At 60.5% G+C, this 12,697-nt stretch carries 11 protein-coding genes; 7 read left to right on the top strand and 4 right to left on the bottom strand.

Going from position 1 to position 12,697, the window contains the following annotated elements; all coding sequences use genetic code 11:
* The first annotated feature begins 74 nt into the window (after positions 1-74).
* The 3 genes from acnA to EOS_RS15005 all read left to right on the top strand — a co-directional run bounded on the left by acnA (position 75) and on the right by EOS_RS15005 (position 3,612).
* Positions 75-2,792 carry an aconitate hydratase AcnA gene (acnA, locus tag EOS_RS15015; RefSeq protein ID WP_047847446.1) on the top strand — a complete coding sequence of 906 codons (2,718 nt, stop codon included), beginning with the start codon at positions 75-77 and terminating at the stop codon, positions 2,790-2,792.
* Between the two features lie 180 nt (positions 2,793-2,972).
* Positions 2,973-3,209, top strand: coding sequence for a FitA-like ribbon-helix-helix domain-containing protein (locus EOS_RS15010; RefSeq protein ID WP_047847445.1), 237 nt, complete (start codon positions 2,973-2,975; stop codon positions 3,207-3,209).
* A complete protein-coding gene (locus EOS_RS15005; RefSeq protein WP_200908645.1) occupies positions 3,196-3,612 on the top strand; it encodes a type II toxin-antitoxin system VapC family toxin in 417 nt (138 codons plus the stop codon). The genes EOS_RS15010 and EOS_RS15005 overlap by 14 nt, the downstream gene beginning before the upstream one ends.
* A 40-nt stretch (positions 3,613-3,652) precedes the next feature.
* On the opposite strand, the gene EOS_RS15000 is transcribed toward EOS_RS15005, so the two are convergent.
* Positions 3,653-5,098 (bottom strand): NAD-dependent succinate-semialdehyde dehydrogenase, encoded by a 1,446-nt coding sequence (locus EOS_RS15000; RefSeq protein WP_047847444.1) that lies wholly within the window; start codon positions 5,096-5,098, stop codon positions 3,653-3,655.
* A gap of 222 nt (positions 5,099-5,320) precedes the next feature.
* Between EOS_RS15000 and EOS_RS14995 the strand changes: the two genes are divergently transcribed.
* The 4 genes from EOS_RS14995 to EOS_RS14980 all read left to right on the top strand — a co-directional run bounded on the left by EOS_RS14995 (position 5,321) and on the right by EOS_RS14980 (position 10,555).
* Positions 5,321-6,379: an FUSC family protein gene (locus EOS_RS14995; protein ID WP_047847443.1), complete on the top strand. Its 1,059-nt coding sequence runs from the start codon at positions 5,321-5,323 to the stop codon at positions 6,377-6,379.
* Positions 6,380-6,624: 245 nt separating this feature from the next.
* Positions 6,625-7,266 carry a (2Fe-2S)-binding protein gene (locus tag EOS_RS14990; RefSeq protein ID WP_047847455.1) on the top strand — a complete coding sequence of 214 codons (642 nt, stop codon included), beginning with the start codon at positions 6,625-6,627 and terminating at the stop codon, positions 7,264-7,266.
* Positions 7,267-7,279: 13 nt separating this feature from the next.
* Positions 7,280-8,287 carry an FAD binding domain-containing protein gene (locus tag EOS_RS14985; RefSeq protein WP_047847442.1) on the top strand — a complete coding sequence of 336 codons (1,008 nt, stop codon included), beginning with the start codon at positions 7,280-7,282 and terminating at the stop codon, positions 8,285-8,287.
* Positions 8,288-8,314: 27 nt separating this feature from the next.
* A complete protein-coding gene (locus EOS_RS14980; protein ID WP_047847441.1) occupies positions 8,315-10,555 on the top strand; it encodes a xanthine dehydrogenase family protein molybdopterin-binding subunit in 2,241 nt (746 codons plus the stop codon).
* A 16-nt stretch (positions 10,556-10,571) separates the two neighbouring features.
* On the opposite strand, the gene EOS_RS14975 is transcribed toward EOS_RS14980, so the two are convergent.
* Genes EOS_RS14975 through EOS_RS14965 form a run of 3 tightly spaced genes read right to left on the bottom strand, consistent with a single transcriptional unit; the run spans position 10,572 to position 12,547 of the window.
* Positions 10,572-11,204, bottom strand: a complete 633-nt coding sequence (locus tag EOS_RS14975) for a hypothetical protein (protein ID WP_047847440.1) — start codon at positions 11,202-11,204, stop codon at positions 10,572-10,574.
* A 35-nt stretch (positions 11,205-11,239) separates the two neighbouring features.
* On the bottom strand, positions 11,240-12,022 hold the full coding sequence (locus EOS_RS14970) for a molybdopterin-dependent oxidoreductase (protein WP_047847439.1): 783 nt from the start codon (positions 12,020-12,022) through the stop codon (positions 11,240-11,242).
* Positions 12,023-12,025: 3 nt separating this feature from the next.
* Positions 12,026-12,547: a cytochrome b/b6 domain-containing protein gene (locus EOS_RS14965; protein WP_235442822.1), complete on the bottom strand. Its 522-nt coding sequence runs from the start codon at positions 12,545-12,547 to the stop codon at positions 12,026-12,028.
* Between the last annotated feature and the right edge of the window lie 150 nt (positions 12,548-12,697).

Here is a 12,697-nt window from a genome sequence, read left to right as displayed (position 1 = left end):
AGTCAGGATTCGTCACTCGCTTTTAGATCAAACGTTTCGAAGGTATTTCCTCGTTTAAACCAAGGGAAAAAAACATGGCCCACAATCTCCACAAAACGCTCAAGGAATTCGATAGCGGTTCCGGCAAAGGCAAGTACTACTCGTTGCCCGCGCTCGGAAAGGCGCTCAACGTCAAGATCGAACGCCTGCCGGTGTCGATCCGCATCGTGCTGGAATCGGTGCTGCGCAACTACGACGGCAAGAAGATCGGCGAGGAACACATCAAGCAACTGGCGAACTGGAAGCCGGTCGCGGATCGTACCGATGAAATCCCGTTCGTGGTCTCGCGCGTCGTGCTGCAGGATTTCACCGGCGTGCCGCTGCTCGCCGACATCGCTGCCATGCGTGGCGTCGCGAAACGCGCAGGCAAGGACCCGAAGGCGATCGAGCCGCTCGTGCCGGTCGATCTGGTGGTCGACCACTCGGTGCAGATCGATTACTTCCGTCAGAAAGACGCGCTCGACCTGAACATGAAACTGGAATTCCAGCGCAATAACGAGCGCTACCAGTTCATGAAGTGGGGCATGCAAGCCTTCGATACGTTCAAGGTCGTGCCGCCGGGCGTGGGTATCGTCCACCAGGTGAACCTGGAATATCTGGCGCGTGGCGTGCACAAGAAGTCGATTGAAGGCGATACGGTGTATTACCCGGATACGCTCGTCGGCACGGATAGCCACACGACCATGATCAACGGTATCGGCGTGGTGGGCTGGGGCGTGGGCGGTATCGAAGCCGAAGCCGGCATGCTCGGCCAGCCGGTGTATTTCCTGACGCCGGACGTGGTTGGCGTCGAGCTGAAGGGCAAGATTCGCGAAGGCGTGACGGCTACCGACCTGGTGCTGACCGTCACCGAAATGCTGCGTAAAGAGAAGGTCGTCGGCAAGTTCGTCGAATTCTTCGGCGAAGGCACGAAGTCGCTGTCGCTGCCGGATCGCGCGACTATCGGCAACATGGCGCCGGAATACGGCGCGACCATGGGCTTCTTCCCCGTCGATGAAAAAACCATCGACTACTTCAAGGGCACGGGTCGTACCGACGCCGAAATCGCAGCGTTCGAGTCGTATTTCAAGGCGCAAAACCTGTTTGGCGTGCCGAAGGCCGGCGACATCGACTACACGAAGACGCTGACGCTCGACCTGGGCACGGTTGCTCCGTCGCTGGCGGGTCCGAAGCGTCCGCAAGACCGCATCGAAATCGGCAACGTGAAGTCGAACTTCACGGAGTTGTTCTCGGCAGCTGTCAGCGATAACGGCTTTGGCAAAAAGGCCGCCGATCTCGACAAGCAATACACGACCACGAACAAGGTCGATGTGAAGAACGGCGACATCCTGATCGCCGCCATCACGTCGTGCACGAACACGTCGAACCCGAGCGTGCTGCTTGCCGCCGGCCTGCTCGCCAAGAAGGCCGTAGAAGCCGGTTTGACCGTTGCTCCGCACATCAAGACGTCGCTGGCTCCGGGATCGCGGATTGTCACCGAGTACCTGACGAAGACCGGCTTGCTGCCCTACCTCGACCAGCTCGGCTTCACGCTGGCCGCTTACGGCTGCACGACGTGTATTGGTAACGCGGGCGACCTGACGCCGGAGCTGAACGACGCGATCACGAAGAACGACATCGTGGCAGCCGCCGTGCTGTCCGGTAACCGCAACTTCGAAGCGCGTATTCACCCGAACATCCGCGCCAACTTCCTGGCGTCGCCGCCGCTGGTCGTGGCTTACGCCATCGCCGGCAACATGACGGTCGATCTGATGACGGAACCGGTCGGCAAGGGCAAGAACGGCAAGGACATCTTCCTCGGCGACATCTGGCCGACGAGCGACGAAGTCAACGCGCTGCTCAAGTACGCACTCGACGCCGACGCGTTCCGCAAGAACTACGCCGAACTCACGAAGACCGGCGACTTGTGGAGCAAGATCGAAGGCGAAGCGGGTCAGGTTTATGACTGGCCGAAGTCGACGTACATTGCCGAGCCGCCGTTCTTCGGCAAGGACTTTTCGATGACCCCGGCCGACAGCATTCCGGCCGTCAAGGGCGCGCGTCCGCTGGGTATCTTCGGTGACTCGGTCACGACCGACCACATCAGCCCGGCTGGTTCGATCAAGGAAAGCTCGCCCGCAGGCGTGTGGCTGAAGGCGAACGGCGTGCAGAAGGCCGACTTCAACAGCTACGGCTCGCGTCGCGGTAACCACGATGTGATGATGCGCGGCACCTTCGCCAACGTGCGGATCAAGAACCTGATGATCCCGCTGAAGGAAGACGGTTCGCGCGTCGAAGGCGGTCTGACGATATTCCAGCCGAGCGGCGAAGAGATGTCGATCTATGACGCAGCCATGAAGTACATCGACGAAGGCACGCCGACTATCGTGTTTGCCGGCGAAGAGTACGGCACGGGTTCGTCACGCGACTGGGCCGCAAAGGGCACGCAATTGCTCGGCGTGAAGGTGGTCGTGGCGCGCAGCTTCGAGCGGATCCATCGTTCGAACCTGGTCGGCATGGGCGTGTTGCCGTTGCAGTTCAAGGGCTCGGACAGCGTCCAGTCGCTGAACATCACCGGCGAACAAACGTTCGATATCGAAGGCCTTTCATCCGATATCAAGCCGCAGCAGGAAGTGACGCTCGTGATCCATCGCAAGGATGGCAGCGAGCAGCGCGTGACAGTGTTGCTGCGTATCGATACGCCGATCGAAGTGGATTACTACAAGCACGGCGGGATCCTGCCGTTCGTGCTGCGCTCGCTGCTGGCAGCGTAAGTTTTCTCGCAGTAGCTTTTGCAGGTGACCGCGCCCTTTTGAGATCAAGGCGCGGGAACGTTGAACCCGGCTTCGGCCGGGTTTTTTTTCGTTTCCAGTTTGCCGCGGAACATCTGATAGCAATGATTGCATTTCATACATTGAGTGCTATCATTGATAACATTCAACGGGAGAACTACGATGGCTAATTTGCTGGTTCGTGGAATTGACGAAGCGCTGGTCCAAAGCCTGCGCGAACGCGCCGCCGCTCATGGCCGGAGCGCCGAAGCCGAGCATCGGGAAATTCTTGCGCAAGCGCTTAGCCGGCCCAAGAAACGCAGTTTGGCAGAAGTATTAGCGAGTATGCCGAACGTCGGAGAAGACGCAGATTTCGAGCGGATTCAAGATATGGGTGGAGCGCCACGTGTATTTGATTGATACCAACGTTATTAGCGAAATTCGAAAAGGCACCAACGCGAATAAAGGCGTGCGCAAGTTCTTTAAGCGGATCGATACAGACAAGAGTGCCGTGCACTTGTCAGTCATAACAATGGGGGAACTTCGGCGTGGGACTGAAGCGGTAAGGCATCGAGGCGATGCTCCGCAGGCTGCGCTGCTCGAAGCCTGGATTGGGACAATATTGGAAGATTATGCGATGGACGTCATCTCGATCGATGACGACGTCGCTCAGCTCTGGGGCCGTTTGCGCGTCCCGAACCCTGAAAACGCAATAGATAAACTAATCGCCGCCACCGCTCTGATGCACGATCTCACGGTAGTGACGCGGAACATCAAAGACTTTGAAAAAACGGGCGTCAAACTACTTAACCCGTTTCAGTAACCCACTGAATGGCGCGGCTTCGCCGCGCCATATACCCTACTTACCGCGCCTCGCTCACAAACTTCGTCACGAGATACGCTTCCATCGCTTCGCTGCCGCCTTCCGAGCCGTAGCCCGAGTCCTTGACGCCACCGAACGGTGTTTCGGGAATGCCCAGCCCGTGGTGATTGATCGACACCATGCCGCTTTCGATATCCTCGCCCACAGCTGCCGACGTCGCGCTGGAACGCGTGTACGCATACGCTGCCAGACCATACGGTAAGCGGTTCGCTTCCGTAATGGCTTCGTCGTAGGACTTGAAGGTGGAGATCGGCGCGATCGGGCCGAACGGCTCTTCGGTCATGATGCGCGCCGACATCGGCACATTGGCGAGCACCGTCGGCGCGAAGAAATACCCTTCACGGCCAATGCGTTCACCACCCGTCAGCACCTTCGCTCCGTGTTCCACCGCATCGGCGACCAGACGTTCCATTGCCTGAAGGCGGCGACCGTTGGCCAGCGCCCCCATCTGCACGCCCTCTTCCAGGCCGTTACCGACCTTGAGCTTCTTCGTCGTTGCGACGAAATGCTCCGTGAATTCCTCGTACGCGGATTCCTCGACGATAAACCGCGTCGGCGAAATGCACACCTGACCGGCATTGCGGAACTTGGCGCTAGCCAGGAGCTTGGCGGCGCGCGGGATGTCGGCATCGGCGAAAACCAGTGCAGGCGCGTGGCCGCCGAGTTCCATCGTGGCGCGTTTCATGTGCTCGCCGGCCATCGCGGCCAGCAATTTGCCAACCGCCGTCGAACCCGTGAACGAGATCTTGCGGATCAGCGGATGGGCGATCAGGTACTTCGAGACGTCGGCGGGAACACCGAACACAAGGTTCAGCACGCCAGCGGGCAAGCCTGCATCGATATAAGCCTGAACCAGCGCCGCGCAGCTTGCCGGCGTTTCTTCCGGTCCTTTCAGGACCACCGAGCATCCTGCAGCCAGCGCCGCCGACACTTTGCGGACGGCCTGATTGATCGGGAAATTCCACGGCGTGAAGGCGGCAACCGGGCCGACCGGCTCGCGCGTGACGATCTGGCGCACGTTGCCGGCACGCGCCGGGATCACGCGGCCGTAGGTCCGGCGCGCTTCTTCAGCGAACCAGTCGATGGTGTCCGCCGCGCCCAGCACTTCAATACGCGACTCGACCAGTGGCTTGCCCTGCTCCATGGTCATGATGGCGGCCACTTCCTCCGCGCGGTCGCGCAGGTTCTGCGCGGCGCGGCGCATGAGCTTGCTGCGATCGAATGCCGATACCTTGCGCCACACCGCGAAGCCGCGTCCGGCAGCTTCGGCGGCTTCTGCGAGCTGCTGCTCGCCAGCCAGCGCGAGACGGCCGATTTCCGCTTCCGTCGCCGGATTGACCACGGCGGTGTCGCGGCTGCCCGCGCGCCATGCGCCGTCGATGTACAACTGCGTGCTCGGGTAATGGCGAAGAGTGCTGTCGCTCATGCTTGGCTCCTGATGTTCGTGGTGATTGAAAGGTGCCGCCGGGGGTCAATTCAACATTCGAAACCCGGCGAATTAACCATTTATGGTAACGCGATCACGAGGGTTTTGCTCACGGTGGTGAATGGGGGTGCTGTTGCGAGCCGCAGTGGCCGGCCTACGTTGGATAATCGCTTTAGTTTCAACTTAAACTCACCGCTACAGCCCCCACCCTGCAAAACCTTAGTGCTAACGAAAAAACCCGCGATCACTCCCGAACTCCGGCGCTTCGCCCGCACGCTCATCAGCTGCATGCTCAGCTACGGCGCCGCCAAACTCGCCACCCTCCCCGAGCTTTACTGGGCGGTCATCACCACCCTGGTCGTCGTCACGCAGCCCAGTCTCAACCAAGCGCTGAACACCGGCCGCGACCAGATCGTCGGTGCGGTGATCGGAGCGGTCGTCGGCGTGATCGGCTTGGTCGCCATCCTGCGCGGCGCACCGCCGCTCATTGTGTTCGCCATTGCACTCGTGCCGCTCGCAGCACTGGCCGCCTGGCGGCCAACCCTTCGGCTCGCGTGCGTCACGCTCGTGATCGTCGTGCTGGTTCCGGCAAGCGGGATGGGGTCGCCGTTCGCACGGCCGATCGACCGCGTGCTCGAAATCCTGATCGGTGCGGGCGCGGCGCTCATCGTCGCGTTCCTGATGCCGAATCGGGCGATCAATGCGGCCCACAATCGCGCCAGTGAAATTGGCCTCGCGTTGGGCGAATTGATTGCGGTTTATCTCCGCAAACCTGACGACACGACGCACGCGGAAGATTTGCATCGGCGTTCGGCTGCGGCCGAACAAGCACTCGATGACGCCATCACCGAAGCCGGCCGCGAACACATCATCGTGCCGGTAAAGCGCACGCGCGAAAACGTCATCGACAAGGTTGCGCCGATGCTCACACGGCTGCATCGCGATGCATTGTTTCTTGGGCAAGCGTTTTCGGGTGATCCCCAGTTGGCAGCCCGTTTGACTACCTCGACACGCGACACGCTGAATACAATGGCCGATGCATTCGTGGAGTTGTCGAAGGCACTCGCTGCAACGCTCGATGCCGATCGGCGTAAGCAGGATGAAAATGTACGGGAGGCGCGCGCATCGTTTGAGAGGCTGCAATCGGCATCGAATGTGGCGTGTAAATCGATGGAACAGAACACCGTGCTGCCCTTCGTGCTGAACCTGCTGGTCCAGGATTTCGGCGATCTGGTCGCGACAGTCGAAGTGCTGGATAAACGCGGGCAGAAAAAGAGCTGACACTCCACAGGTCTGCCGCGGACCAAGCCAGTAAATCCCGTCGCCGCCGCGCGATAGATCGTCCATCGGGCAATACATACGAGTGGCTCGGAGCCCGGTGCGCCATCTGGCCGCCATCTCGCGGCCATCTTGACGCCATCGCGGTTGCCTATCATGGGCATCGAACGCCTGGACGATGTCGGTCCTCTTCTATCCGTGCTTCAACGGGAATTTGATCCATGAACAACGAGCCTCAGCGACCGGACATGACTGATGATGAGCCGGCAACACTCTTCGAGCGCGTGACGCGCCGATCTTTTCTGACACGCGTCGGTGCGGCGGGTGTCGCAATGGGCACCGGGCAACTTCATTCTCTTGCTCTTGCGGATTCCGACAACGTAGGCCAGGACGGCACGCAAGGCGATATCGCGCCGGCGGAGGGTGACAGCGTTCATGTGCGATTGAACGTCAATGGCACGCTCCATGAACTGGATATCGATCCGCGCACCACCCTGCTCGATTGCGTGCGCGAACATCTCCGCCTCACCGGCACCAAGAAGGGCTGCGACCACGGCCAGTGCGGCGCGTGCACGGTCCATGTGGATGGCAGGCGCGTGAATTCGTGCCTGAGCCTTGCGGCCACTCACGAAGGCGAAGCGATCACCACGATCGAAGGCATTGGGCGGCCAGGCAACCTGCATCCGATGCAAGCAGCCTTTGTCGAACATGACGGCTTTCAATGCGGCTACTGCACGTCGGGGCAGATCATGTCCGCCGTCGCGCTACTCGAAGAGCCCTACGGCCACAGCGACGAAGACGTCAAGGAAGCGATGAGCGGCAATATCTGCCGCTGCGGCGCCTATTCGAACATCGTGTCCGCGATCCAGCAAGTTCGCCGGAAAGCTTAAGCGGAGCAAACGAATGGAACACTTTCAACTCAAGCGCGCGGCCAACGTCAAACAGGCGCTCGACATGGCGCAGACCATCGCCGCCAGTCCACAAAGCACGCCATCGACACGCTTTCTGGCCGGAGGCACGACCCTGCTCGACTTGATGAAGCTCGACGTGGAGCGCCCGACGCAGGTCATTGACATCCACCGCCTGCCGCTCGATAAGGTCGACACACTCGACGATGGCGGCGTCACGATAGGCGCGACAGTGCGCAATGCCGATCTCGCGAATCATCCGCTGATCAAGACGCACTATCCGGTGCTGTCCCGGGCGTTGCTTTCGGGCGCCTCGGCGCAGTTGCGGAACATGGCGACGACCGGCGGCAACCTGCTGCAACGAACGCGCTGCGTCTACTTCCGCGATACGGAAACACCATGCAACAAGCGCGAACCGGGCAGCGGTTGTTCCGCGATCGGTGGCTTCAACCGTAATCTCGCCATCCTGGGGACGAGCGACCACTGCATCGCAACCAATCCCTCGGACATGAGTGTCGCCATGACGGCGCTCGAGGCGACCGTCCACACCGAGAGTCCGAAAGGCAAACGAAGCATCGCCATTGACGACTTTTTCCTGTTGCCCGGCACGACGCCTGAACGCGAAACGTCGCTCAATGCCGGCGAGCTGATCAGTCACGTGACGCTCCCCGCGCCGATGCCCGGCAATCGCAGCGTCTATCTGAAACTGCGCGACCGCGCATCGTACGAGTTTGCGTTGGCATCGGCTGCCGTCGTGGTGACCGTATCGTCGGGCAGGATCGGCCACGTGAGGATTGCGCTGGGCGGTGTGGGTGTGAAGCCCTGGCGTTCACGCGAAGCGGAAGCCGCGCTTCTCGGACGTGCAGCCGATGCCCCTGCGTTTCTTGCGGCAGCCGAAGCCGCGCTTCAGTCAGCGCGCCCGCAAAGCCAGAACGGCTTCAAGGTCGAGCTGGCGAAGCGCTGTATTCAGCACGCACTCACGCTTGCTACCCAGACTGCCTGACGCGAAGTTCGCGGCGCGGAGAACACTATGCAACTAGCTACGAAGAAAGCGCAGCCGTTTATTGGCGGCGACTTTTCCAGAATTGATGGCCCGCTCAAGGTAAGCGGCCTGGCGACGTATACGTCGGATTTCAACTTGCCCGGCATGCTCTACGCCGTGCCCGTTTGCGCGACGATCAGCAAGGGACGCGTGACGCGGCTCGACACCGCTGCTGCCGCGAAAATGCCCGGCGTGAAAGCGGTCTTCACACGCGAGAATATCGGTAAGTTCTATCGTGTCGGCATCGCATCAGACGCGAGAATCGACGAAAAACGCCCGCCGTTCGAGGATGACACCATCTACTATTACGGCCAGTACATTGCCGTGGTGGTCGCCGATACCTTCGAGCAGGCAACCGCGGCATCCGGTGCGGTGAAGGTAAGCTATTCGACGAGCCAGCCCGATGTGCGCACGGAGATGTCGGCGGAAAACACGCCTTCGGTCGATACCCAGCGAGGCGACGCTGACGCCGCCTTCGCCGCCGCGCCCGATGCGCTCAAGGTCGATCAGACCTACACCACGCCGATCGAAACGCACAACCCGATCGAACTGCACGCGACCGTCGCTGCATTCGATGGGACAAATTATACGTTCTACGAAACATCGCAGTCGATTGTCAACCAGCGGCAGGTCATGGCGCTGATGCTCGGCGTACCGGAAGATCAGGTGCGCGTGATCATGAAATACCTTGGCTCCGGATTCGGCGGCAAACTGTTTCCATGGTCGCACTCGTTGCTCGCCGGCGCTGCGGCGCGCAATCTGCAGCGTCCCGTCAAGCTGGTGGTGACCCGCGAGATGATGTTTCATAACGTGGGCCACCGCACCAGCACGCATCAGCGCATGCGTTTGTCGACAACTCCGGATGGTCGTTTCACCTCGTTCCAGCAAGACTATGTTTATCAGACGGCTCGCCGGGAAACACGCAAGGAGAACTGCGGGGAGACGACGGGCTACCTGTACAGCTCGCCTAACCTGCGTGTGACTGCCGCCCTTGCGCGCCGGGACATCGCCCCCAGCACGTCGATGCGCGGCCCAGGTGCGGTTCCGGGCCTGTTCGCAATCGAGTCGGCCGTCGACGAACTCGCCATCAAGCTCAACGTCGATCCGCTCCACTTGCGGTTGATCAACGAGCCCGCCATGGACGAAAGCCGGAACGTGCCGTTCTCATCGCGGCACCTCAAGGAGTGCCTGACGCTCGGCGCTGACAAGTTCGGCTGGTCGAACCGCACCGCGGCAGTCGGTTCGATGCGTCGCGATGGCCTGGTGGTTGGTTGGGGTGTCGCAGCGGGGTCGTGGGCGGCGAGGCGATTGCCTGCGGAAGCGATCGTCGAACTGCATGGCGATGGGACCGCTCGCGTGTCGACGGCGACGCAGGACATCGGCACGGGCACCTACACCATTCTGGCTCAGATGGTGGCCAATCTGACCGGTATCGCGCTCAACAAGATTTCCGTGGTGATCGGCGATACGCGTTTGCCGCCGGGACCGCTGTCCGGTGGCTCGATGGTGACCGCCTCGCTGGTCCCTGCCGTGACGCAGGCCACCCAGGCCGCCGTCCGGCAGCTTCTTGCGACCGCCGCCGGGGCGGACAACTCGCCGTTCAAGGGGCAGCCGGAGGAAGCGCTGGGTTTCGAACAAGGCATGGTCTATCGCAAAGGTACCTCGCCCGGAGCGGGCGTGCCATTCGAACGAATTCTGGTGCCTGCGCAGGTCAGTATCGTGATGGGCAGAGGTCGTTCCGGTTCAAGCCAGGCAGATGCCGATGCGGCCAAAGTGTCGATTCACTCGTATTGCGCGCACTTTATCGAGGTCACGTGGCAGCCGGAAACCGCACGGTTACGCGTGAGCAGGGTCATGAGCGTGATCGACGGCGGCAAGATCATTAATGCGCGCACGGGTCTGAACCAGATCGAAGGGGCGATCGTGATGGGCGTCGGCATGGCGCTGTTCGAAGAGACGCACTACGACTCGCGTTCAGGCGCGCCGCTGAACCGCAACCTCGCCGACTACGTGATGACGACGCATGCCGACGCTCCAAAGATCGACGTGACGTTTCTGGACTATCCGGATTTCGCACTGAATCCGCTCGGCGCGCGCGGGATCGGAGAGATCGGCATGGCAGGCGTTGCGCCTGCCATTACGAATGCCGTCTATCACGCGACGGGCATACGCGTGCGCAATCTTCCGGTACGGATCGAAGACCTTTTAGCCGCGCCAGGACCGGCGTAAACGCCGCGCTGCCCCATTACATCGGCGGCGCAACGCCATCCTTCTCGACCACCACGCGCGATGCAGCAAACTCGCTGCCGTTCACCGGATTCGCGACGATAAACACCTTCTTGCCCGCCGTCAGATCCGTTCGCGCCGCCGGCGCGAACGTCACCACAGGCACGCCTTCCGGCACCGTCACCGTGTTGCTGCCACCCTTGTACGAGAGTTTCAAATCACGCCCGCTCGTGCCCGTCACGACCTGATCGACGTTCGCGTTCGTCATCGTGCTGTTCGGTGAAAGATCCCACGCATAGTGGCCTTCACCCGTGCCGCGCGCGGCTTCCGGGAACACCAGCACTTCGGTCGCCGTCATCTTGCCGTCGGTGCCGGTGGTTGCTGCCGTGCCGATGAACGAACCGGCCTTGATGTCGGAGAGCTTGATGTTTTTTACTGCCGTGACCGGTGTGTCCTGCTTCATGTCGATCGTCACGGTGTCGCCGCTGCGACGATGAACAGTAAGCGTATCGCCGGACAACGAGACGATATCGCCACGAATACGCGCAGGCTTCGCAGCCGGCGCTTGAGCAAACGCAACGCCAGCAAAAGCAAGCGTTGCAACCGATACACCGAGTTTCAAGCGTAATGACGCAAATGATGCAGATGACATGGAGGCTCCAATTCTAGTATTTGACGAGAGAAAGTTCAGGCACCACCAAACCAGTTGTAGCCCTGGTTCTCCCAGTAACCACCGGGATATTCGTTCGTCACAGTGATCGCGACAATGTGCTTCGGGTTCTTGTAGCCGAGCTTGGTCGGCATGCGCAGCTTCATCGGGAAGCCATATTTCGGCGGCAGGACCTGGCCGTCGTACGTCAGCGTCAAGAGCGTTTGCGCGTGCAACGCGGTGGGCATGTCGATGCTCGTCGAATAGTTGTCCGCGCAGTGGAACGCCACGTATCTGGCCGTGATGTCGGCGCCGGAACGCTTGAGGAAATCGGCGAAACGCACACCGCCCCATTTGCCGATAGCGCTCCATCCTTCAATGCATATGTGCCGCGTAACCTGGCTTTCCTGCGGCAACGCGCGCAACTCTTCGAGCGTCCAGACACTCTTGCCTTTCGCCAATCCGCCTACCGTCAGCTTGTAGGTAGCCGCGTCGACAACCGGTACCTCATCGATGTCGTAGAACGCGTTGAACGGGAACGGCCGGGTGATCATCGACTCGGGATAGGTCGGCGCGAGCTTGTTCGGATCGAAGAGGAAGGCTTGCGCTTCGTCATTGAAACGCGACATGGTCCGCAGCACGGTGTTCACGGATTTATCGTCGGAGATATTGCAGCCCGACAGCATCATGAGACCGCCCAGCGACAGAATGCGCTTGCCGAAAAGACGCCGCGCCGGCGCCTTCAATTCCTTGCGCGCATCTTTGAGGATGTTCTCCACATCCAGCTTCGATGCAATGAGTTCGCTCTTTCTATTCAGCATGGTTCAGCGGCCCCGGATCATCAGCAACAACGAGCGTGGAACAAGCGCGACCATCACCACGTGCAATACGAAAAACGCCACCAGGAAACTCATCGCGAAGAAGTGGACCACGCGGGCGTTGTCGTAGCCGCCCATCAGATCGCGCAGCCACGGAAATTGCACCGATTTCCAGACAGCGAGCCCCGACAAGATAACAATCACAATGTCCACGATCACCGCAAGGTACGCCGCCTTCTGCACGGCGTTGTAGTGCGAGAGATCATCGTGCTTGAGCTTGCCGGTCAGCGCGGCGCGCAGATCGCCGAACAAGCTTTTCACGCTGAGCGGAAACAGCTTGCGGCGAAAACGTCCCGAGATAATGTTGAGCACCACGTACACCAGGAAGTTCGCAACCAGCACCCACATGGCCGCGAAGTGCCACAGCAACGCGCCGCCCAGCCATCCACCCAACGTAATGCCGGACGGAAAAACGAACGAGGGGAAAATCGGCGAAGCGTTGTAGACCTGCCAGCCGCTCGTCACCATGACCACGACCGCAAGCGCGTTGATCCAGTGCGTGATGCGAACCCAGCCGGGCAGGGTGCTTGCATGAGTCAAAAGTTGAGTCGAAGATTGATTCAAGCTCGCCTCGTGATGGGATGGATCGAACATGCTGCGACTGGATGAACGTGACTC

Origin of the sequence: Caballeronia mineralivorans PML1(12) (assembly GCF_001028175.1) — a bacterium.
Lineage (GTDB): Bacteria > Pseudomonadota > Gammaproteobacteria > Burkholderiales > Burkholderiaceae > Caballeronia > Caballeronia mineralivorans.
The sequence above is the reverse complement of the archived record's forward strand: the minus strand, read 5'-3'. Positions and strand labels throughout refer to the sequence as shown.